We start from the raw sequence: 20,326 nt of genomic DNA on the forward strand, positions 1-20,326 counted from the left end.
CAGGGGTGCGGTCAGGCCTCGGGGACGGCCTGCGCCGGCGCCTTGCCCCTGCCCACCTGGGTGCGCACCGCGCCGATGCTCGCCGCGATGACCAGGGTGATCGCGGCGGCCTCCGTCGGGGACAGGGCCTGGCCGAGGATCAGGAAGCCCGCGGTGGCCGCGATGGCCGGTTCCAGGCTCATGAGGACGGCGAAGGTGGACGCGGGCAGGCGGCGCAGGGCGAGGAGTTCGAGGGTGTAGGGCAGTACCGAGGAGAGCAGGGCCACCGCCGAGCCGAGAGCGGCGGTGGTGGGGTTCAGCAGGCGGGTGCCGGACTCGGCGATGCCCAGGGGGAGGAAGAGGAGGGCCGCCACCGCCATGGCGATGGCCAGGCCGTCCGCCTGGGGGAACCGGCGCCCCGTACGGGCGCTGAAAACGATGTACGCCGCCCACATGGAGCCCGCCCCCAGGGCGAAAGCGGCACCTATGGGGTCGAGATCGCTGAAGCCTCCGCCGCCCAGCAGGAAGACGCCCCCGAGGGCCAGCCCGGCCCACAGCGCGTTGATCGCGCGGCGCGAGGCGAGGACGGAGAGGGTCAGCGGGCCCAGGACTTCGAGGGTGACCGCGGGGCCGAGCGCGATGCGGGCGACCGCCTCGTAGAACAGGCCGTTCATCGCGCCCATGGTGACGCCGAAGGCGAGGACCGTGCCCCAGTCGGTGCGCGAGTAGCCGCGCAGGCGCGGGCGGCAGACCACGAGGAGGACCACGGCAGCCGCCACGAGCCGCAGGGTCACCACACCCAGCGCGCCGGCCCGCGGCATCAGCGTCACCGCGAGCGCCCCGCCGAACTGCACCGAGATCCCGCCGGCCAGCACCAGCCCGACGGGCCCCAGCGTGCTCCGACGGCTCGACGCGCCGCTCGCCGCGGACGCCCCCGGAGCCGCACCGGGCGAGGCCGGGGTGGAGGCCGGGGACGAGGCCGCGGAGGAGGCCGGGGACGAGGGGGCGGTGCTGGGGAGGTTCACGAGGCCTTCCAGGGTCGACTCAGGCTGCATTCATCACACTGCACCTTTCAGTCCAGAGTAATGGACTCCACCTGGAGTGGGAAGCCGTGCCGGACAAGGCGTCCACGCTCTGGACACCGCCCTGCCAGCCGCCCGGTCAGGCGCCCGGTCAGGCGCCCGCTCAGGCGCCCGCTCAGGCGTCCTGGCGTATCGCCGCCCGGGTGTACTCGATCAGGTCGGCCGGCGTCAGCATCTCCAGCATGGCGCGGGCGCCGGTGAGCAGGTCGCCGGCGGCCGCGTGCAGCGCCTCGTCGTCGAGGGGGCGCCCCGGCAGCTCCGTACCCTCGGTCAGCAGTGCCTGGGCGAGGGCGTAGAGGTTGGCCGTGGCCACTTCCCGGATGGTGAGCGAGAGATGGGCCGAGGGCTCGCCGCCGACGGAGCGCGCGCTGTGCGCGAAGCCGCGGGGGATGTACAGGACCTCGCCGGGATGCAGGACCGTGTCGAGCAGGGGCTCACCGACGTCGCCGTCCTCGCGGTCGGGCACCCAGTTGCCGTCCGCGGGGCCGCCGTGCACCCGCCAGCGCTTGGCGCCGCTGATCTGGATGGCGAGCACGTCGGCGTCGTCCCGGTGGACGGGGCGTCCCTGGGTACCGGGCGGCGTGAGGAAGAAGAACGCCTCGACCTGACGGCCCAGCCGGCCGCCCAGGCCGCGGGCGAGGGCACGCACGCCCTGGTGCCACTGGTCGACGTAGCGCAGCAGAACGGTGGCCTGCTCCTCGCGGATCAGGGCGCGCACGTCCCGTCCGTCGGCGTAATCCCCCTGCACCTCACCGAGCACCACACGCGGCCGGCAGAAACGGCTGCTGGGCAGGTGGGCGTCCTTCTGGACCAGGCCGATGTACGGGACCTTCAGCAGGCCGTGGTCCAGCAGGTGCTCGACGTCGGCGACGGACAGCACCTCCACCGGCGGATCGTCGGGGCGCAGCACGGCGGGCCGGTTGCGCCACAGGTCCTTGAGGAACGCGTCTTCGTCCGCCACGCAGCGGCGCAGCCAGTTGTCGGTCATGGTGGGTCGCTCTCCGCCCGGTGCGGGCTGGTTCGGGCCGGGACGGCGAGGTGTCCGGCCGGGAGGATGACGAGGTCAGGCCGCGGGGCGGCTGCTGAAGGCGCTGCGCCGGGCGGCGGCCACCAGCTCGGCGGGGGTCGTGGCGGCGAGCCGGGCGCCCAGGTGCCCCAGCAGGTCGGCGGCGGTGCGGGTCAGGTCGGCCTCGTCGAGAGGCCGGGCGGGCAGCTCCAGGCCCTCGGCGAGCACCGAGGCCAGCTGGGCGCGCAGATGGCCGGCGCCGGCCTCGCGCAGCGTGACGGTCAGGTGCAGGGACGGCCCTTCGTCGGTGGCCCAGGCGGTGTGGGCGTACCCGTTGGGCACGTACAGGAGCTCGCCCGCGCGGACCACGGTGTCCAGCAGGACGGGGCCGGGATCCTCCTCGCGCACGGGCTGCCAGGAGGCGTCGGTGGGGCCGGCGTACACCTGCCAGTGTTTGGCGCCGGCCAGCTGCAGGACGAGGATGTCGCCGTCGTCGCGGTGGACGGGTCCGCGCCGCTGGGGCTGGGAGTAGAACATGAAGACCTCGGTGAGGCGTTCCAGCCTCTCGCCCAGACCGTCGGCCAGCTCGCGGACCTTGGGGTACCAGTGGTTGAGGTAGCGCAGTTGGAGTGTGGCGTTCTCGTCGCGGATCAGGTCCCGCACTCGCTGCGGGTCCAGGCAGCCGTGCAGCGGGCGGCCCGCGACGATCCGGGGCGGGCAGTAGCGGTCCTCCGGTACGGCGCCGGCGGCGGTGAACAGTCCGGCGTACGGGGTGCGCAGGTGTCCGGCGTCGATCAGCTCGCCCAGGTCGTCCGGGGTCAGGACCTCCGTGGGCGGATTGTCGGGCCGCAGCAGCACGGGCCCCTGGCGCCACTGGGTGCGCAGAAAGTGGTCGGGGTCCGGGATGCACCGTTCGAGCCAGTCCATGATCCGTCAACTCGCTTGTCTCGTAGGGGTGGTGTCACGCACGGCCGCGGACTCGGCGCGACCGGAGGGCGTTGCGGTCAGAGGGGGCGCACCGCGGTCGAGATGGGCGCGCCGTGGTCGAGGGGCGCCGCGGTCAGGGGGCGCGCTGTGGTCGAGGGGCGGGGCCGCCGGCCGGTCCGGCCGGCGGCCCCGGGTGCCCGGGTGGATCAGATGACGTCGGGGTAGCAGTCGCCGCAGCCGTCGGGGGTGACCGTCCCGGAGGTCGCGGTGGTGGCGGCGTGCGGAGCGGCCTGCGCCGCGGCGGCCGGGCCGAAGACCGCCCCGCCGATGGCCGCGGCCACCGCGACGGACAGACCCGCACGACGAACGGCGGCGGCAAGCTTGGTGGTCTCGATGTCCATGGTTCAACCTCGTTCTTCTGATGGTGAGTTACGGAAGGGCAGGGTGGATCTGCCGGTCATCCGGGACAGCCGGACGGCCGACCGGGCACACGGATGGGGAATCGGGTCAGATGACGTCGGGGTAGCAGTCGCCGCAGCCGTCGGGGGTGACCGTCCCGGAGGTCGCGGTGGTGGCGGCGTGCGGAGCGGCCTGCGCCGCGGCGGCCGGGCCGAAGACCGCCCCGCCGATGGCCGCGGCCACCGCGACGGACAGACCCGCACGACGAACGGCGGCGGCAAGCTTGGTGGTCTCGATGTCCATGGTTCAACCTCGTTCTTCTGATGGTGAGTTACGGAAGGGCAGGGTGGATCGGCCGGACACCCGGGATCGCCGGACGGCGGATCGGGCACCGGAGTTTCGGGGGGTGCGCTCAGCGCGGCCGGCGACGCACCGGGATGTCGGAGTCGCCGGGTGAGAGGTGCAGGACCACGGGCCGTACGGCGGGCCGCCGGTCCAGGGTGTAGCTCCACTGGCGGGGCAGCAGCAGACACTGCCCGCCGCGCAGCCGCATGGCCGTCGACCGGTAGCCGGGGTTGGACGGCTGGGCGAGCAGGACATCGCTCGCGGCCCGGCGCTGGAGCAGCAGTACGTCGTGACCGGCCGGCCGCGGCTGGCCGCCCTGTCCACGCTCGCGTCCGGGGGCAGAGGACGTGATGCGCACCGTTCGGTCGAGCAGCGGGCGCAGCGCGTGGGCCAGGGCGGTCGCCACCTCCTGGGGTGCCGGGTCACTGCCGACGGGAGGTTCGTAGTCCGTCCACAGCAGCGCCGGCCCGCGGCCGAGATGAGCGCGGATGAAGCCGGCCAGTTCACGCATCTGGTCGCCGGGCCCGCTCGGTTCGCCGGGTACCTGTTCCCACTGCATGGCCGTCACCTCCGCTCTCGTCCCGCTCTGCGCCGGATCTCCCGTTCGCTTGGTACCAATCCTGCGGCGGCGGGCCGGTGACGGAAAGTCACGAAAGGCGGGTACCGGGGCCGCGGTCACGGACGCGCGTGACACGCGGACCCGGGTACGGGAGCGAGGCGCCCGGGTGGGGGAGAGCAAGGCGCCCGGGGGAACCGAGGCGGCCGGGTGGAGGGAGCGAGGCGGTCGAGCGGGGGGCGTGGGACTCAGTCGTCCAGCAGTCCGGCCCGCATCGCGGCGGCTCCGGCCTGGAAGCGGCTCTCGGCGCCGAGCTGTTCCATGATGTCGGCGATGTGGCGGCGCGCCGTGCGCAGGGACAGGCCCACCCGGCGGGCGATCGCCTCGTCCTTCAGGCCGGCCGCCAGCAGACGGATGATGGTGCGGTCGATCTCCTGGGCGACCAGCTCCAGACCCTCCTCCGCGGCCGAGATGAACGGCTGCGCCAGCGCCCAGGTCTGCTCGAAGACCTCGCACAGATAGGCCACCAGGGCTTCCTGCCGTACCACCACCGCGCCCCAGGACCCGTCGCTGAGCGGGACGAAGGCCGTCTCGCGGTCGAAGACGATGAGGCGGCCGAACAGCTGGTGAGCGGTGCGGTACTCGGCGCCCAGCTCGGACGCCGCCTCCACGTAGGCCTGACTGGGGCCGTTGAAACGCGCCGTGTGGTGGTAGAGGGTGCGCATCCGCACTCCCCGGGAGAGCAGCGCGTGGTCGCGGCGCAGCGCCTCCTGCATGGCCTCGGGAACTCGGGAGCCGCCCGGCTGGCTGGCCAGCACCTCGCTGGTGCACTCGGCGGACGCGCGTTCCAGCGCGGCGCGCACCTCGGGCAGGTGGGTGATGACCTCCACTCCCTGCCCGGGCGCCTGACCGCGGGCGGCGTCGAGATAGTGGGGCAGGAAGGCGGCCATTCGGGCCCGGCTCCGCGCCATCTCCTCCTGGAAGTGGGCTATCCGGGCCTCGATCGGGGCGCAGGCGGCGTTGGCGGCGGCCTGCGGCTCCCGCGCGTGCATCCGGGTCGGGTCCTGCGTGTCGGGGTGGATGAGGTGCCAGCCGGCCAGCCTGGCCAGGGCCTCCTCGGCGGCCCGCGGGTCGAGCCCGAGCCGGTCGAGGTGGGCGGCGAGGGCGTCGGGGTCCATCCGGCCGTGCTCCACCACCCAGGCATAGGCCGCGGCGTCGACAGGGTCGGGAACGGCATCCGCCGCCTGACCCGGAACGTCGAACGAGATGCCCACTTTGTCCCCCAGTCATCTTGCTGCCAGCGAAGTTGGTGAGGTGGGCACGGCATGGAATTCCGCCTCCCCCTGTCGACATGCTAGGTGCACGCCGCCGGCGCGATACGGATCACTTCCGGGTCCGGCTCCAGCGGCTGGACACCACCCGTATCCGTGCTGGTCTTCGTCCTGGAGGACGTCACATGAAGCGCTCGCTCGCCCTCGCCGCCCTGCTCGCCGCCCTGCTGGGTGGCACGGCCTCCGTCCTGTCCGCCGCCGGGCAGGACGGCCGGGTCGGCCGGACGAGCACCGCGGCCGGAGAGGACGGCCAGGTGAGCGTGTACGGGGACACCGCCTGGGGCGGGAGCTGCGACCTCCCGCTCTGCAAGCCCCTGTCGTGAGAACCGCCCGCGACCGCCACCACCTCGTCGTACGCCCGCAGGCCCTACGCCAAGGAGATGCACCGATGTCCCACGCCATCGTCGACGCCCCCGCCGAAACGGTGTTCAGCCCCCGGGAGCTGCAGATCCTGGAACTGCTCGTCCAGGGTGCCGGCTACGCGGCCATCGCCCGCCGGCTCCAGCTGAGCCGGCACACCGTGGACACCTACATGCGGCGCATCCGGGCCAAGACCGGGGCGACCAACCAGGTCCAGCTGGCGGTGCTCGCCTGCCAGGTCCACGGGGTGTCCGCGGCCGCCCCGTCCCGGTGAGGCCGCGGGGCCCGTGGGCACACCGGGCTCAGCGGCGGGACATGTAGACGTCGAACGCCTTGGACAGCAGGCGGTTCAACGGGAAGTCCCACTCGCCGAGGTACTCCACCGCCTCTCCGCCCGCGCCCACCTTGAAGCGGAGCAGCCCGAGCAGGTGGTCGGAGTCCTCCAGAGTGTCGGTGATACCCCGGAAGTCGTAGACGTGGGCGCCGAGTTCGTGGGCGTCGGCCATCATCCGCCACTGCATGGCGTTGTTGGGCTGGACCTCGCGTCTGCGGCTGGTGGAGGCGCCGTAGGAGTACCAGACGTGGCCGCCGACGATCAGCATGGTCGCCGCGGCCAGGACCTCCCCCTCGTGACGGGCGAGGTACAGGCGCATCCGGTCCGGGTGCTCGGCGGCCAGCGCCGTCCACATGCGCTGGAAGTACGGCAGCGGGCGGGGGATGAACCGGTCGCGCTCGGCGGTCTCGGTGTAGAGGCCGTAGAAGACCGGCAGGTCGTCGTAGCCTCCGCGCTCGATGGTGACGCCCGCCTTCTCGGCCTTCTTGATGTTGCGCCGCCACTGCTGGTTGAGGCCGCGGTGCACGTCCTCCAGCGAGCGCCCGGCGAACGGGACCTGGCTCACGTACCGGGGCTGTCCGGCCGCGAAGCCCTCCTCGCCGCCGGGCTCGGTCTGCCGCCAGCCCATGCCGCGCAGCCGCTCGGCGAGTTCCTTCGCGCGCGGCTCGTGCGACGTCGCCTCGGCGTCCCGCAGCCTGCGCGCCTCCGGAGCGGCGATCGCCGTCTTGACCGCCTCGGGACTCCACCGCCGTACGACCACGGGCGGCCCCATCTTCACCGAGAACGCACCCCGGCTCCCGAGGTGGGCGAGCAGCGGGTCGAGCCAGCGCTCCAGGTCGGGCGCGTGCCAGTCGATGACCGGGCCCTCCGGCAGATAGGCCAGGTACCGCTTCACCTTGGGCAGCGGCCGCAGCAGGACGAGTCCCGCCCCGACGAGCCGGCCGTCCGCCTCGAACCACCCCAGGCTCTCCGACCGCCAGTCGGGCTTCACGTCCCCCCACGACGGCAGCTGCATATGACTGACGGACGGCAGACCGGCCACGAAGGCCAGGTGCTCGGCGCGGGTGATGGGCCGCAGGGTCAGGGTCATGCGCGTACTCCTTCGAGGTCGCTTCCTCGTCACCCTAGGGAGTTCTCCTCCCGTCTCTCGGCCCCCATGCCGCCAGTACCTCCGTGTCCGTCGCCCGGGCGTGCAGGAAGTAGTCGGCCCACTCCGCGATGTCCGGGTAGGCGCACCCTGCGGTGAGGCGCGCGAGCGCCGCCGGGATGTCGTACGGCGTCACGCGCAGGTCGGCACCGGGGCCGAGGAGGCACCAGTGGGCGCCGGGGCGGCCGTAGGGCATGCCGACACTGCCCGGGTTGACCACCAGCCGGCCCTGCGCCAGACGCGCGTACGGCATGTGGGTGTGGCCGCAGACGACGGTGCCGACACCGGGGGCCACCCCGGCGAGGACCTCGGCCCAGCGGGCCGGGCGGGAGTCGACCAGGACCACCTCCTCGTCGTCGCGCGGGGTGGCATGGCAGAACAGCACCTCGCCCAGGCCGCGGACACGCAGGGTGCGGGTCCTGGGCAGGGCGGCGAGAAGGTCCACCTGGTCCGCGCGCAGCGCCCGCGCGGCGAACGGACCGATGGGGTCCGGGATCTCCGCGCGCTCCCCGCGCCGGTACTCCACCAGCTCCCGGTCCGCGTTCCCGCCGATCCACACGACCCGCTCGCCGAGCCCGGTCAGCAGGTCCAGCACCTCCGCGGGCTGCGGGCCCGCCGCGATGTCGCCGGTGAGGACGATCCGGTCGGCGGCGGCCACCCCGGGCTCCGCCAGTACCGCCTCCAGGGCCGGCAGCACCCCGTGGATGTCGGAGAGGACGGCCAGACTTCCGTATTCCTCGCCGGCCTCGTGGTCCTCGCTCACTTCACCACCCCTGTCTCCCCTGTCTCCCCTGTCTCCCCTGTCTCTCCTGTCTCCCCTGTCTCTCCCGGCTCCCCTGTCTCTCCCGGCTCCCCTGTCTCTCCCGGCTCCCCCGGCTCCCTGGGCTCCCCCAGCTCCGTCTCCGCTCTCTCCCCCGACGCCTCCCCCAACGCCTCCGCCAGTACCTCCGCCAGATGCCGCCCGCGCACCCCGGCCAGTTGCTCCAGCTGGGTGCGGCAGGAGAAGCCGTCCGCCAGGACCACCGTCTCCGGGGACGCGGCCCTCACGGAGGGCAGCAGTTGTTCCTCCGCGCAGGCCCTGGACACCTCGAAGTGTCCTTTCTCGAAACCGAAGTTGCCCGCGAGGCCGCAGCAGCCGCCGCTCAGTTCGCCGGTCAGGCCGGCGGACTCGCGGAGCCCGCGGTCGGCGCTGTCGCCGAGGACCGCGTGCTGATGGCAGTGGGTCTGCCCGGCCACCGGACGGTTCACGGCCGGCGGTGTCCACTGGGGCGCGAGCTGTTCCAGGGCCTCCGCGAAGGTGAGGACCGCCGCGGCGAGCCGGGCCGCGCGCGGATCGCCGGGAAGCAGCTCGGGCAGGTCGGAGCGGAGAGCCGCCGCACAGCTCGGCTCCAGGACGACGACCGGGACCTGGGCCGCCAGCACCGGTTCCATCAGGTCGAGCGTGCGGCGCAGGACCGCGCGGGCCTGGTCGAGCCGCCCGGTGGAGATGTAGGTCAGGCCGCAGCAGACCTGGTCCCGGCGGGCCTTGAGCAGCGCGGTCGCCGCTCTCGACCTGCCGTCCCCGACCGGGCCTCCGCGTGGCCGCAGCGTCGGCGGGAGGGCCACCCGCAGCCCGGCCGCCTCCAGCACGCGGACGGCGGCGCGGCCGACGGACGGCGACAGGTGCTCGGTGAAGGTGTCCGGCCACAGCACGACGAGGTCCCCGGTGGCGCCGCCCTCCCGCGGCCCCCGTCGTCCTCTCGCGCGCCACCACCGGCTGAAGGTCTCCCCGGCGATCCTCGGGATCTCCCGCTCGGCCGCGATCCCGCCCAGCCGCTTGCCCAGCGCCGCCAACGGCCGCATCGAAGCGAGGGCGTTGAGCAGCGGAGCCGTGCGTGTGCGGGAGACCCGGCGCAGCCACACGGGCAGCGAGCCCATGCTGTAGTGGGCGGCCGGGCGGAGGCGGCCCGCGTAGTGGTGGTGGAGGAACTCCGCCTTGTAGGTGGCCATGTCGACGCCGACCGGGCAGTCCGAGCGGCAGCCCTTGCAGGACAGGCAGAGGTCCAGCGCGTCGCGTACCTCGGGGGAGCGCCAGCCGTCGGTGACGAGTTCACCCGCGAGCATCTCGTGCAGCAGGCGGGCACGGCCGCGGGTGGAGTGCTGCTCCTCGCCGGTCGCCCGGAAGGAGGGGCACATGACGGCGGGCCCGGCGACGGACGTCGTACGGCACTTGGCGACGCCGACGCAGCGGCGGACGGCCGCGCGGAAGTCGCCGCCGTCGGCCGGGTAACCGAAGGCCACGTCCACCGGGCGGCGGGGCAGGACCGCGAAGCGCAGGTTCGTGTCCAGCGGTGCCGGGCGGACCAGCATGCCGGGGTTGAGCAGGTCGTCGGGGTCCCAGAGCGCCTTGACCCGTTCGAAGAGGGCGACCGTCTCCTCGCCGTACATGCGCGGCAGCAGTTCCGCGCGGGCCTGCCCGTCGCCGTGCTCCCCGGAGAGCGAGCCGCCGTGGGCGACGACCAGGTCGGCCAGCTCGCCGGAGAAGCGGCGGAAGCGGCGGATGCCCTCCTCGGTGAGCAGGTCGAAGTCGATGCGGACGTGGATGCAGCCGTCCCCGAAGTGGCCGTACGGTGTGCCGCGCAGGCCGTGGGCGGCGAGCAGGGCGCGGAAGTCCCGCAGGTAGGCGCCGAGTCGGGCGGGCGGCACCGCGCAGTCCTCCCAGCCGGGCCAGGCCTCCGAGCCGTTCGGCATGCGGGTGGCCGTACCGCTCGCGTCCTCGCGGACCTGCCACAGGGCCCGCCGGCCGGCCGGGTCCGTCACCACGACCGCGTCCAGCACGTCGGCCGCGCGGACGACCGCCTCCGCACGCGCGCGTGCCTCCGCGGACGACTCCCCGCCGGTCTCCACGAACAGCCAGGCTCCGCCCCTGGGCAGTCCCGCCGGTGTGCGCACCAGGTCCGCCGCCATGCCCTCCACCGTCAGCGGCCGCAGCGGCAGCAGCCCCGCGGCGGCCTCGGCGGCGGCGCTCTCGTCGGCGTACCCCAGCACGGCCAGCGCACGCGCACGGGGGTCTTCCACCAGGCCGACGACCGCTTCCGTGAGCAGGCCGAGGGTGCCCTCCGAGCCGCAGAAGGAGCGGGCGACGTCGGCTCCCCGCTCGGGGAGCAGGGCGTCCAGCGCGTACCCGGAGATGCGGCGGGGCAGGTCGGGGAAGCCCGTGCGCAGCCGCGTCAGTTCGCCCTCGACCAGCCCGCGCAGTCCGTCCGGCGCGCCGGACCAGTCGCGGCCCGGTCGCAGTCGCTGCCCGCGCGCGGTGAGCACGGACAGCTCGCGCACACTGTCCGCGGTGGTCCCCCAGGCGACCGAGTGGGCGCCGCAGGAGTTGTTGCCGATCATCCCGCCGAGCGTGCAGCGGCTGTGCGTGGCCGGATCGGGCCCGAAGCGCAGGCCGTGCGGGGCGGCCGCGTCCTGCAGCCGGTCGAGGACCAGACCGGGCTGGACCACGGCCGTGCGGGTGCCCGGGTCCAGCTCCAGCAGGCGGTTCATGTGCCGCGTGAAATCCAGTACCACCCCCGTGCCGGTCGCCTGTCCGGCGATCGACGTACCGCCGCCGCGCGCCACCACCGGCACCCCGCGCGCCCGGCACACCTCCAGCACCGCCGCGACGTCGTCGGCGTCCCTCGGGGCCACCACCCCCACCGGGACCCGCCGGTAGTTGGACGCGTCCATCGTCACGAGTGCCCGGGCGGTGACATCGAAGCCGACGTCGCCCCGGACGGCCGCCCGCAACTCCGCTTCCAGCGCCGCACGAGCCACAGGCCCCGGACGGTCTTCCGGCCCCCTGCGAGCCGCTTCGAACCCCGAGTGATCCGTCATGCGTCCAGCATGCATCCGATCACGCACCGTCACCCGGAGTTGTCCACAGGTCCACCGGATTCGTCGTACGACCTGACAAGTCCAGGCCTCGGCGATCTCGTCTCATCCGACGGACACGGCTTCGTCCGGTTTCGCACACCCGATACGCTCCGACTCGTGGCCGACATCGAGATCCCCGCTGACATCAAGCCCGCCGACGGACGCTTCGGCGCGGGCCCCTCCAAGGTGCGCACCGAGGCACTTCAGGCGCTCGCCGCCACCGGAAGTTCCCTGCTCGGCACCTCCCACCGGCAGGCCCCGGTCAAGAACCTGGTGGGCCAGGTCCGCGAAGGCATCAGCTCCCTGTTCTCCCTCCCCGACGGCTACGAGGTGATCCTCGGCAACGGCGGCTCCACCGCGTTCTGGGACGTCGCCACGGCCGGCCTGATCGAGAACAGGTCCCAGCACCTCAACTTCGGCGAGTTCTCCTCCAAGTTCGCCAAGGCCGCGAAGCTCGCGCCCTGGCTGGCGGAGCCCAGCGTCGTCGCCTCCGACCCCGGCACCCACCCCGAGGCGCGCGCCGAGGCGGGCGTCGACGTCTACGCCCTCACCCACAACGAGACCTCCACCGGTGTCGCCATGCCGATCCGGCGCGTGGCCGGTGCCGACGAGGGCGCGCTGGTGCTCGTGGACGCCACCTCCGGCGCGGGCGGCCTCCCGGTCGACATCGCCGAGACCGACGTCTACTACTTCGCTCCGCAGAAGTCCTTCGCCTCCGACGGCGGCCTGTGGATCGGCGTCTTCTCCCCGGCCGCGATCGAGCGCGCCGAGCGCGTCCACGCGTCCGGCCGGCACATCCCGGAGTTCTTCTCGCTCCCCACGGCGATCGACAACTCCCGCAAGAACCAGACGTACAACACCCCTGCCCTCGCCACCCTCTTCCTGCTGAACCAGCAGCTGGAGTGGATCAACGGCCAGGGCGGTCTGGACTTCGCGACGGGCCGCACCAAGGACTCCTCCGGCCGCCTGTACACCTGGGCCGAGGAGTCCAAGTACGCGACGCCGTTCGTCACCGACCCGGCCAAGCGCTCGCAGGTCATCGGCACGATCGACTTCGCCGACGAGATCGACGCGGCCGCCGTCGCCAAGGTGCTGCGCGCCAACGGCATCGTCGACACCGAGCCGTACCGCAAGCTCGGCCGCAACCAGCTGCGCGTCGCGATGTTCCCGGCGATCGACCCGGCGGACGTCGAGGCGCTGACGAAGTGCGTCGACTACGTGATCGAGAAGCTCTGACCTCTCACTGACGGACACGAGGGCGCCCGTGCCACACCGGGCGCCCTCTCCTCGTCAAAGGGCTTACAGCGTGGGGCACTCAGCCCTTGTGCCGCCGCGACTCAGCCTCTACGCCGCCACAACTCAAGCCTTGCGCCGCCGCATCCGCCGCAGCCCGAACAGGACCGCGGCCCCGACGGCGACGACGACGGCACCTGTCCTGAGATTCCCGCCGCTGCCCAAGCCGTCACCGCCACCGGACGCCGAACCGCCCGCAGCAGACGGCGACTTGGACGCGGAGGCGGCGCCTTCCGGCGCGTCCTGCGCCTGCACCGCGCTGTTCGCTCCCTCGCTGCCGAACATCAGCCTGGTCCCGTCGGCGGTGTAGGAGACGGACTCCCCCTGCCCCTGCAGAGGCACGTCCAGTCGCCCCTTCCGCTTGATCTCGCCGCCGTTCCAGTCGTAGGAGATGCCGCCGAAGTAGCCGCGTACGGCGAGCTGTCGGCCGTTCGGCGAGAGGGCGGCGTCGGTGGCCCAGAGGTCGACGGTGGCGACGGGACGGAAGATGTTCGCACCGGAGGGGGAGAGACGAGCGGGACCCTCGAACAGGTGCCCGCCGTCCTCGTTCTTGTCGATGATGTACACGCGCCCGGTCTTCGGGTCGACGACCATCGACTCGGCGTTGCGCGGGCCGTCGGAGTACTTGACGACGTACTGCGTGGCCGTGACCGTCAGGTCCTCGAGCACCTTCGGCTCGGGCAGCCGGTAGATCCACACGTACGGCCACTTGCCGCCGAGGTTGTCGCCGATGTCGCCGACGTAGATCTGGTTGTCCGGCCCGATGGAGATGGCCTCGACGTCGCGCGGGGAGCCGATGCCGCGCAGGGTCACGGTGGCGACGGTCTTCCCCGTCCGGCTGTCGACGGCGTAGATGTAGGGCCCGTCGTCACTGTCGTTGTGGGTCCAGTAGACGCCGGGATGCAGGTGGGAGGCGGCCAGGCCGCTGGACTCGGTGATCCTGGGGTCCTTGATGGTGAATCCCTGGTCACCGGCACGGCCGCCGTCGGCGGCGGAGGCGGGCAGCGCGCAGGCCCCCGCGAGCAGGACCCCGGCGAGCAGGGCGAACGGTCGGCGCATGCCCCAAGCGTGCCATCCCCGCCGGGGGCGCGTGCGCGTGGTGGGCTTCACAGCCCCGCGTACCCCACCCGTAGCGGCGATCGTCCATCATGAGCGGATGCTCAGGTTCATGCCCGTCGGTGACTCCATGACGATCGGAAGCGCGGGTGAACACACCTGGCGCTACCGGATGTGGCAGCACCTGCGCGCGACATACGACGGCCCGTTCCGGATCGTCGGCCCGCGCGAGACGCTGTACGACAAGGCGACGGAAACCCCGACGTCCTACGAGTACGCCGACCCCGCCTTCCCCTTGGCGCACCTGGCCGGCTGGGGCGAGGGCTGGCTGCACATGGCACCGCTGATCGGCGACGCGGTACGGGAGCACCGGGCCGACGTCCTGCTGGTCTCCCTCGGCCTGATCGACCTGGGCTTCTACACCAACGCCGAGCAGACGGCGGAGAACGTACGCGCCTTCATCGCCGCCGCCCGCGCGGCCGGACCGCGTGTCCGGGTGGTCCTGCTGCCGGTGATCCCGAACAGCCGGGCCGAGGAGGACGAGTCCTTCGCCGAGCAGGTGTCCCTCTTCAACGTCCTGCTCGCCAAGGCGGCGGCCGACCTGGACGAGCCCCGCTCGCCGATCCTGCTGGCCTCGCCGCCCGAGTCGTACGACATCCACCACGACACCTACGACGGCACACACCCCAACGCGAGCGGGGAGCACCGGATCGCGAGGGCGTTCGCGGACGCGATGTACGAGGCGTGGGGCATCGGACAGCCGTACGAGGCCGAACCGAACTGACCGGATTCCGGCGTCTCCCGGTCACGGTTCGTATCGTTGAACCACGCGGCCGCACCTGTCCATGGAGCGGCCGGGGAGGAGCGCCACGATGACCGTCCTCGAAGACAGGATCGCGATGGCCGACGCCGACGCCAACACCGAGCGTTTGGACGAGTGGTTCAAGCGCCTCGAGCGGATGCCCGTCCCCGAAGGATTCAGGGTCGAGATCGTCGGGGGCTACGTCTACATGACGCCGCAGCGGGAAACGCACTGGGGAATCATCCGCCGCATCACCCGGGCGCTGGAGGACCGGTTCGGGATGGACGTCAAAGTGTTCTCGGACGTCCGGATCGACTTCCCTGGCTACCAGAACGGCTTCTGCCCGGACATCGCCATGCTCAAGGACTCGGCGAAGAAGGACGACAAGGGCCACTGGCGTCACCAGGACGTCGAGTTCGTCGCCGAGGTCGTCTCCAAGGGCACCGCACCCAACGACTACGGCCCGAAGAAGACCGCCTACGCCGTCGCCGAAGTCCCGGTCTACGTCGTCGCCGACCCCTACCAGGGACGGTGCTTCGTCTACACCGACCCCAAGGAAGGCGACTACGAGAACCGGACGCCGGTGGACTTCGGCACCGACATCGACCTGACCGGCACGGTGGTCGACCTCGTCCTCAAGACCGACGCCTTCCCCCGGGACTGACCCAGGCCGGCTCCCCGGTACTGGAAGAGACACCCCCTAGTTCAGCGCCCACACCAGCAGCGCGTCGCCCGACTCGGTCGGCGTGCACCAGTGGCCGTCGCCCAGGGCGACGGCGGCCTGGGTGCCGACCGGGACCGGGTAGTCGACCCGCACGGGCGTACCCGCGGCGCCGCCCGAGGTGTCGACGACCCAGTGCCGGCCCTCGCCCCACTCCTCGTCGCTCTCGACGGTCGAGCAGATCAGGGTCGTCTCGTCGAGGAAGCCGCCCGCCCAGTCCCAGAACGCCCCCGCCTCGTCGTTGTCGGGCTCGGCTTCGGGATGCAGGGGGACGACAGCGTGGGCGTCCCACTCCAGGCCGTCCAGGACCAGGCCGCGGCCGTCGCTCACGGCCAGTGCGTCCTGGTCGTGGGTCACGGTCATCAGCCGCTCGCCCGACGGGCTCACACTCATCAGGGCGAGGTCACCGTCCACGTACTCGACGGCCAGCGCCTGCCCGTCCCAGCGGCCGCCGCGCAGCGGGGAGCCGTCCTGGCCCTCGCCGATGGTCAGCCACATCCGGGCCGGGTCGGCGGGATGCGGCAGATGGAAGCTGCCCTCCGCCGCGGACCGGGCGTCGGCCCGGGCCAGCACCCGGCCGTCACCGGCGTCCAGCAGCAGCCACTCGTCGTGCGCCTGCGGGCTCAGCTCGCCCGTGGGCAGCGGGCCGCGCACATGCGCCCAGACGAACTTCCCGTCGGCCGAGAACCCGGCCGATCCGCGCTTGGGGTGGCGGTGGTCGTCACGGTCGGCGTACTCGTCGTAGGACGTGTGCATCTCCCGGCAGGCGCCGTACCAGCAGCCGTGCCGGACCTCCCAGCGCGTCGCGCCCGACGGCTCCACCGCGCGCACCGCGTGGACCCCTGCGAACACGGCCAGACCCGCGTCCGGCGCCACCGCCCACTCCCCGCGCCGACGGGGCCAGGGCGCGGGTACCCGCACGCGCTCGCCCGCCGGAGTGAAGTCGTCGTCCAGCGGCTGGACCACGAGCACGTCGTCGCCACGCTGGACGAGCAGCCGGCGCCCCGGCAGGCCGCACAGCTCCGGGACGTCCCCCTTCCCCGGCGGCAGGGGAGCGGGAACGGTGGCACAGAGCCGGGCACGAACGGACACGCGGGTCTCCCTGAGGTTCTGGAACTGTCCGCACCCTACGGTCCGCCTCCGACAACTCCCCCGACACGCTTGCCTTGAGCGCACTCCAAGACGTTGGCTGAGTACTCATGAAGTACACGCAGCTAGGACGCACCGGACTCAAGGTCAGCCGCCTCGTTCTCGGCACCATGAACTTCGGCCCGCAGACGGACGAGGCCGACAGTCACGCGATCATGGACGCGGCGCTGGACGCGGGCATCAACTTCTTCGACACCGCCAACGTGTACGGGTGGGGTGAGAACAAGGGCCGCACCGAGAAGATCATCGGGAACTGGTTCGCCAAGGGCGGCGACCGGCGCGAGAAGACCGTGCTGGCCACCAAGATGTACGCCAACATGGGCGCCGACAACGACAACGTCTGGCCCAACTTCGACAAACTCTCCGCGCTGAACATCCGGCGGGCCGTGGACGCCAGCCTGAAGCGGCTGCAGACCGACTACATCGACGTCTACCAGTTCCACCACATCGACCGGAACACCCCCTTCGACGAGATCTGGCAGGCCGTCGACGTCCTCGTCACGCAGGGCAAGATCCTGTACGCCGGCTCCTCCAACTTCCCCGGCTACAAGATCGCCCAGGCGAACGAGACCGCCGCCCGGCGCGGCAACACCATCGGCCTCGTCAGCGAGCAGTGCCTGTACAACCTGGCCGAGCGCCGCGCCGAGATGGAGGTCGTCCCGGCCGCGCGGGACTACGGCCTCGGGGTCATCCCCTGGTCGCCGCTGCACGGCGGCGTGCTCGGCGGGGTGATCAAGAAGGAGGTACAGGGCGGGCGCCGGGCCTCCGGACGGGCCGCCGACTTCCTGGCCGACGCGGCGAAGCGCGCGCGGATCCAGTCGTACGAGGAGCTGCTGGACAAGCACGGTCTGGAGCCCGGCGAGGTGGCCCTGGCGTGGCTGCTGACCCGGCCCGGCGTGACCGGCCCGATCGTCGGCCCGCGCACCGCCGCGCAGCTGGAGTCCGCCCTGCGGGCCGTGGAGCTGGAGCTGAGCGAGGAGCTGCTCGGCGCCCTGGACGAGATCTTCCCGGGACCGGGTCCGTCCCCGGAGGCCTTCGCCTGGTAGTCACGGGCGCGGACGCCACTGGTGGTCACGGGCGGACGACGCCGGCGATCACGGGCGCGGACGACGCCGCTGGTCACGGGCGCGGACGACGCACCGAAAGGGGCGCGGGGAACCGCGCGGGCAGCCGCCCCGGCACGCAGCCGGGCGGCCGCGCGCGGTTCCCCGGGCCCTGCCGACCGAGCCCTACCTGAGGGCCGCCGCCACTGCGACGACCACCAGCATGAGCACAAGCGCACCGGCCATGATCCGGTTCCGGGTTTTCGGGTCCACGTAAAGGAGCCTAACCGGCCGCGCCCAGTGCCCAGTGGGCGACCGCCTCGTAGCGGGGCTGCTCGCCGGGCACACCGGACCGGGGCAGGTTGCTGCGGACCAGGGCCAGGTCGCCGACCGTCCAGGTGCGGGTGGTGAACTCGGCGAGGCCGGTGACGTAGGGGTGCACGTCCACCGCGTCCCGGCTGCGGGCCAGCGTCAGGTGGGCCTTGTAGCGCCGGTGCTCCTCCATCGGCAGGCCCGCCTTGCGGGCCGCCGCCTCGGTGCGGCCGGCCAGCAGGCGCAGGGTCTCCAGGTCGCCGGAGGCGCCCGCCCAGAGGGCCCGGCCGTGCCCGAACTGGCCGCCTCCCGCGACGGCGAGCGTGAAGGGGTCCGTACGGGCGGCCGCGCGGGACAGGCGGTCGGACAGGCCGGGGACGAGGTCGTCGGCCACCTCGCCGTAGAAGGCGAGGGTGAAGTGCCAGCCGGGACGGCCGGTCCAGCGCAGCCGGTCCGCGCCGGGCAGCCGCTTCAACCGGGCCACCTCGGCGGCGAGTTCACCCGCGACGGTGTCCGGCGGCAGGACAGCGGCGAAGAGTCTCATGTGCTCACCCTCGCAGACGGGGGCCCGGCATGATGGGGCCATGTCGATCACCATTCGAGAAGGCGGCAGCGAGGACGTACCCCTGATCCTCGGCATGCTCGACAGCTCCGTGGCGTGGCTGGTCTCACAGGGCCGCACCCGTCAGTGGGGGACCGAACCCTGGTCGAAGAACCCGCGCGCGGTGGCGATGGTCGAGCGGTACGCCGCCGAAGGCACCGTGTACATAGCCGAGGTGGACGGCGCTCCGGCCGCCACACTCACCCTCACCGACGCGCCCGGCGCCTATCTGGAGCCCGCGGACGAGCCCGAGCGGTACATCCACCTGCTCGCCTCGGACCGCCGCTTCAAGGGCCACGGGGCCGGTGCCGCGCTCCTCGCCCACGCGGCCGGGGAGACCCGCCGGGCCGGGATCTCCCTGCTGCGCGTGGACTGCTACGCGGGCGACGACCGCAGACTGGTCGCCTTCTACGAGGGCAACGGCTTCATCCCGACCGAGCCCTTCACCTTCGGCGAGGACGCCTGGCCGGGACAGGTACTGGCCAGACGGGTGCTGTAGCGGCCCGGCGGGGTTCGTAGCAGTCCGGAGGGTGCTGTAGCGGGCCGGAGGGTGCTGTAGCGGGCCGCCGGGCCCGGGCGCCGCGTCCGGATCGGGCCGGCCCGGGCCCGTCGGCGTTGTCCGACGGACCCGGCAGGCCCAGACCCCGGACCGTCACGCCACCGCGGCCAGCGGCTCCTGCTCCGGCTCGGGCGCCCGCTCGCGCGGGACGAACCGCACCCGGGGGTGCCCGTGGTGCCAGCCCACCGACAGCCGCAGGTCGCCGACGCGGGCCAGGATCAGGCCGATGACGCCGGCCGCGACGGCCGAGATGATGCCGCCGAAGGCGAAGCCGACCCGGGGGCCGTAGGTGTCGGTGATCCAGCCGACGACCGGCGCGCCGAGCGGCGTACCGCCCATGAAGACCATCAGGAACAGGGACATCACCCGGCCGCGCATGGCCGGGTCGGTGGCCATCTGCACGGCGGTGTTCGCGGTGACGTTGACCGTGAGGCCGAAGACGCCGATGGGCACCATGAGGAGCGCGAACAGCCAGTACGACGGTGCCACCGAGGCCACGGTCTCCAGCACGCCGAAGGCGAGCGCGGCGGCGATCAGCACCCGGAGCCGGGCCGTGCCGCGCCGTGCGGCGAGCAGCGCGCCGCCGAGGGAGCCGACGGCCATCAGGGTGTTGAAGAGGCTGTAGGCGCCGGCGCCGGCGTGGAAGACGCCGTCCGCGTAGGCCGACAGCCACACTGGGAAGTTGAAGCCGAAGGTGCCGATGAACCCGACGAGCACGATCGGCCAGACCAGCTCGGGGCGCCCGGCGACGTGCCGCAGGCCCTCGCGCAGCTGGCCCTTGCCGCGTGGCGCGCGCTCGACGGCGTGCAGCTCGCGGGCGCGCATCAGCAGCAGGCCGCCGATGGGCGCGACGAAGGACACGCCGTTGAACAGGAACGCCCAGCCGGTGCCCACGCCGGTGATCATGAGGCCGGCGACGGCGGGGCCTACGAGGCGGGCGGACTGGAAGTTCGCGGAGTTCAGGCTGACCGCGTTCTGCAGCTGGTCGGGGCCGACCATCTCGGAGACGAAGGACTGCCGGGCCGGGTTGTCCAGGACCGTGGCGAGACCGACCGCGAAGGCGGCGACGTAGACGTGCCAGACCTGGACGTGTCCGGAGAGGGTCAGGGCGGCGAGCGCGAGGCCGGTGAGGGCCATGGCCGACTGGGTGACCAGCAGCGTGGGGCGCTTGGGCAGCCGGTCGACGAGGACGCCGCCGTAGAGGCCGAACAGCAGCATCGGCAGGAACTGCAGGGCCGTCGTGATGCCGACGGCCGCGGAGGATCCGGTGAGGCTGAGGACGAGCCAGTCCTGGGCGATGCGCTGCATCCAGGTGCCCGTGTTGGAGACGACCTGGCCGATGAAGAAGAGGCGGTAGTTCCGGACCTTCAGCGAGCCGAACATCGAGGTTCTGCGGTGGACGGGTGGGGTCGTAGTGATCGGTGCGGGGG

Annotated in this window: 21 protein-coding genes; 7 read left to right on the top strand and 14 right to left on the bottom strand. The window is 72.8% G+C overall.

Features of this window, described 5'->3' with window-relative positions:
- Positions 1–11: 11 nt before the first annotated feature.
- The 7 genes from OIB37_RS16970 to OIB37_RS17000 form a co-directional block, all read right to left on the bottom strand.
- Complete coding sequence (locus OIB37_RS16970; RefSeq protein ID WP_443058277.1) at positions 12–1,004, bottom strand: EamA family transporter; 993 nt, start codon at positions 1,002–1,004, stop codon at positions 12–14.
- Between the two features lie 172 nt (positions 1,005–1,176).
- The gene (locus tag OIB37_RS16975; RefSeq protein WP_330458446.1) at positions 1,177–2,049 is read right to left on the bottom strand and encodes a JmjC domain-containing protein; all 873 of its coding nucleotides are present in this window, start codon (positions 2,047–2,049) and stop codon (positions 1,177–1,179) included.
- Positions 2,050–2,124: 75 nt separating this feature from the next.
- On the bottom strand, positions 2,125–2,994 hold the full coding sequence (locus tag OIB37_RS16980; protein WP_330458447.1) for a JmjC domain-containing protein: 870 nt from the start codon (positions 2,992–2,994) through the stop codon (positions 2,125–2,127).
- A 206-nt stretch (positions 2,995–3,200) separates the two neighbouring features.
- Positions 3,201–3,395 carry a hypothetical protein gene (locus OIB37_RS16985; RefSeq protein WP_330458448.1) on the bottom strand — a complete coding sequence of 65 codons (195 nt, stop codon included), beginning with the start codon at positions 3,393–3,395 and terminating at the stop codon, positions 3,201–3,203.
- 106 nt (positions 3,396–3,501) lie between these two features.
- Positions 3,502–3,696 carry a hypothetical protein gene (locus OIB37_RS16990; RefSeq protein WP_330458448.1) on the bottom strand — a complete coding sequence of 65 codons (195 nt, stop codon included), beginning with the start codon at positions 3,694–3,696 and terminating at the stop codon, positions 3,502–3,504.
- Between the two features lie 109 nt (positions 3,697–3,805).
- Positions 3,806–4,297, bottom strand: coding sequence for a hypothetical protein (locus OIB37_RS16995; RefSeq protein ID WP_330458449.1), 492 nt, complete (start codon positions 4,295–4,297; stop codon positions 3,806–3,808).
- A gap of 245 nt (positions 4,298–4,542) precedes the next feature.
- On the bottom strand, positions 4,543–5,568 hold the full coding sequence (locus OIB37_RS17000; RefSeq protein ID WP_330458450.1) for a helix-turn-helix transcriptional regulator: 1,026 nt from the start codon (positions 5,566–5,568) through the stop codon (positions 4,543–4,545).
- A 182-nt stretch (positions 5,569–5,750) separates the two neighbouring features.
- On the opposite strand from OIB37_RS17000, the gene OIB37_RS17005 reads away from it, so the two are divergent.
- Both OIB37_RS17005 and OIB37_RS17010 read left to right on the top strand, forming a co-directional pair.
- Positions 5,751–5,948, top strand: a complete 198-nt coding sequence (locus OIB37_RS17005) for a hypothetical protein (RefSeq protein ID WP_330458451.1) — start codon at positions 5,751–5,753, stop codon at positions 5,946–5,948.
- A 65-nt stretch (positions 5,949–6,013) separates the two neighbouring features.
- On the top strand, positions 6,014–6,259 hold the full coding sequence (locus OIB37_RS17010; RefSeq protein ID WP_330458452.1) for a response regulator transcription factor: 246 nt from the start codon (positions 6,014–6,016) through the stop codon (positions 6,257–6,259).
- A 28-nt stretch (positions 6,260–6,287) separates the two neighbouring features.
- Here OIB37_RS17010 and OIB37_RS17015 read toward each other — a convergent pair whose 3' ends face one another.
- From OIB37_RS17015 to OIB37_RS17025, 3 genes are read right to left on the bottom strand one after another with little or no spacing between them, the layout of a single operon-like run.
- On the bottom strand, positions 6,288–7,409 hold the full coding sequence (locus OIB37_RS17015; RefSeq protein ID WP_330458453.1) for a lipid II:glycine glycyltransferase FemX: 1,122 nt from the start codon (positions 7,407–7,409) through the stop codon (positions 6,288–6,290).
- A gap of 34 nt (positions 7,410–7,443) precedes the next feature.
- A complete protein-coding gene (locus OIB37_RS17020; protein ID WP_330458454.1) occupies positions 7,444–8,229 on the bottom strand; it encodes a metallophosphoesterase family protein in 786 nt (261 codons plus the stop codon).
- Positions 8,226–11,321, bottom strand: coding sequence for an FAD-binding and (Fe-S)-binding domain-containing protein (locus OIB37_RS17025; RefSeq protein ID WP_443058163.1), 3,096 nt, complete (start codon positions 11,319–11,321; stop codon positions 8,226–8,228). Before OIB37_RS17025 ends, OIB37_RS17020 begins: the two co-directional genes overlap by 4 nt.
- Before the next feature lie 156 nt (positions 11,322–11,477).
- Here OIB37_RS17025 and serC point away from each other — a divergent pair, with 156 nt between their 5' ends.
- Positions 11,478–12,596: a phosphoserine transaminase gene (gene serC / locus OIB37_RS17030; RefSeq protein WP_330458455.1), complete on the top strand. Its 1,119-nt coding sequence runs from the start codon at positions 11,478–11,480 to the stop codon at positions 12,594–12,596.
- A 123-nt stretch (positions 12,597–12,719) separates the two neighbouring features.
- On the opposite strand, the gene OIB37_RS17035 is transcribed toward serC, so the two are convergent.
- Positions 12,720–13,712: a WD40 repeat domain-containing protein gene (locus OIB37_RS17035; RefSeq protein WP_330458456.1), complete on the bottom strand. Its 993-nt coding sequence runs from the start codon at positions 13,710–13,712 to the stop codon at positions 12,720–12,722.
- A gap of 97 nt (positions 13,713–13,809) precedes the next feature.
- Here OIB37_RS17035 and OIB37_RS17040 point away from each other — a divergent pair, with 97 nt between their 5' ends.
- Together OIB37_RS17040 and OIB37_RS17045 are read left to right on the top strand one after the other, a co-directional pair.
- Positions 13,810–14,493, top strand: coding sequence for a GDSL-type esterase/lipase family protein (locus tag OIB37_RS17040; RefSeq protein ID WP_330458457.1), 684 nt, complete (start codon positions 13,810–13,812; stop codon positions 14,491–14,493).
- A gap of 88 nt (positions 14,494–14,581) precedes the next feature.
- A complete protein-coding gene (locus tag OIB37_RS17045; RefSeq protein ID WP_330458458.1) occupies positions 14,582–15,175 on the top strand; it encodes a Uma2 family endonuclease in 594 nt (197 codons plus the stop codon).
- A 36-nt stretch (positions 15,176–15,211) separates the two neighbouring features.
- Here the strand turns inward: OIB37_RS17045 and OIB37_RS17050 are convergent, their stop codons facing one another.
- Positions 15,212–16,324: a hypothetical protein gene (locus OIB37_RS17050; protein ID WP_330458459.1), complete on the bottom strand. Its 1,113-nt coding sequence runs from the start codon at positions 16,322–16,324 to the stop codon at positions 15,212–15,214.
- A 107-nt stretch (positions 16,325–16,431) separates the two neighbouring features.
- Here OIB37_RS17050 and OIB37_RS17055 point away from each other — a divergent pair, with 107 nt between their 5' ends.
- Positions 16,432–17,427, top strand: coding sequence for an aldo/keto reductase (locus tag OIB37_RS17055; RefSeq protein ID WP_330458460.1), 996 nt, complete (start codon positions 16,432–16,434; stop codon positions 17,425–17,427).
- 280 nt (positions 17,428–17,707) lie between these two features.
- On the opposite strand, the gene thpR is transcribed toward OIB37_RS17055, so the two are convergent.
- On the bottom strand, positions 17,708–18,280 hold the full coding sequence (gene thpR / locus OIB37_RS17060) for an RNA 2',3'-cyclic phosphodiesterase (protein WP_330458461.1): 573 nt from the start codon (positions 18,278–18,280) through the stop codon (positions 17,708–17,710).
- Between the two features lie 40 nt (positions 18,281–18,320).
- On the opposite strand from thpR, the gene OIB37_RS17065 reads away from it, so the two are divergent.
- A complete protein-coding gene (locus OIB37_RS17065; protein ID WP_330458462.1) occupies positions 18,321–18,836 on the top strand; it encodes a GNAT family N-acetyltransferase in 516 nt (171 codons plus the stop codon).
- 153 nt (positions 18,837–18,989) lie between these two features.
- Here OIB37_RS17065 and OIB37_RS17070 read toward each other — a convergent pair whose 3' ends face one another.
- On the bottom strand, positions 18,990–20,279 hold the full coding sequence (locus OIB37_RS17070; RefSeq protein WP_443058164.1) for an MFS transporter: 1,290 nt from the start codon (positions 20,277–20,279) through the stop codon (positions 18,990–18,992).
- Between the last annotated feature and the right edge of the window lie 47 nt (positions 20,280–20,326).

Source organism: Streptomyces sp. NBC_00820 (assembly GCF_036347055.1).
Taxonomy (GTDB): domain Bacteria; phylum Actinomycetota; class Actinomycetes; order Streptomycetales; family Streptomycetaceae; genus Streptomyces.

Coding starts and splice junctions, on each gene's coding strand:
- OIB37_RS16985 (WP_330458448.1), bottom strand. CDS start 3,395: ATGGACATCGAGACCACCAAGCTTGCCGCCGCCGTTCGTCGTGCGGGT.
- thpR (WP_330458461.1), bottom strand. CDS start 18,280: ATGAGACTCTTCGCCGCTGTCCTGCCGCCGGACACCGTCGCGGGTGAA.
- OIB37_RS16975 (WP_330458446.1), bottom strand. CDS start 2,049: ATGACCGACAACTGGCTGCGCCGCTGCGTGGCGGACGAAGACGCGTTC.
- OIB37_RS16990 (WP_330458448.1), bottom strand. CDS start 3,696: ATGGACATCGAGACCACCAAGCTTGCCGCCGCCGTTCGTCGTGCGGGT.
- OIB37_RS17035 (WP_330458456.1), bottom strand. CDS start 13,712: ATGCGCCGACCGTTCGCCCTGCTCGCCGGGGTCCTGCTCGCGGGGGCC.
- OIB37_RS16995 (WP_330458449.1), bottom strand. CDS start 4,297: ATGCAGTGGGAACAGGTACCCGGCGAACCGAGCGGGCCCGGCGACCAG.
- OIB37_RS17055 (WP_330458460.1), top strand. CDS start 16,432: ATGAAGTACACGCAGCTAGGACGCACCGGACTCAAGGTCAGCCGCCTC.
- OIB37_RS17025 (WP_443058163.1), bottom strand. CDS start 11,321: ATGACGGATCACTCGGGGTTCGAAGCGGCTCGCAGGGGGCCGGAAGAC.
- OIB37_RS17065 (WP_330458462.1), top strand. CDS start 18,321: ATGTCGATCACCATTCGAGAAGGCGGCAGCGAGGACGTACCCCTGATC.
- OIB37_RS17045 (WP_330458458.1), top strand. CDS start 14,582: ATGACCGTCCTCGAAGACAGGATCGCGATGGCCGACGCCGACGCCAAC.
- OIB37_RS16980 (WP_330458447.1), bottom strand. CDS start 2,994: ATGGACTGGCTCGAACGGTGCATCCCGGACCCCGACCACTTTCTGCGC.
- OIB37_RS17070 (WP_443058164.1), bottom strand. CDS start 20,279: ATGTTCGGCTCGCTGAAGGTCCGGAACTACCGCCTCTTCTTCATCGGC.
- OIB37_RS17040 (WP_330458457.1), top strand. CDS start 13,810: ATGCTCAGGTTCATGCCCGTCGGTGACTCCATGACGATCGGAAGCGCG.
- OIB37_RS17010 (WP_330458452.1), top strand. CDS start 6,014: ATGTCCCACGCCATCGTCGACGCCCCCGCCGAAACGGTGTTCAGCCCC.
- OIB37_RS17015 (WP_330458453.1), bottom strand. CDS start 7,409: ATGACCCTGACCCTGCGGCCCATCACCCGCGCCGAGCACCTGGCCTTC.
- OIB37_RS17005 (WP_330458451.1), top strand. CDS start 5,751: ATGAAGCGCTCGCTCGCCCTCGCCGCCCTGCTCGCCGCCCTGCTGGGT.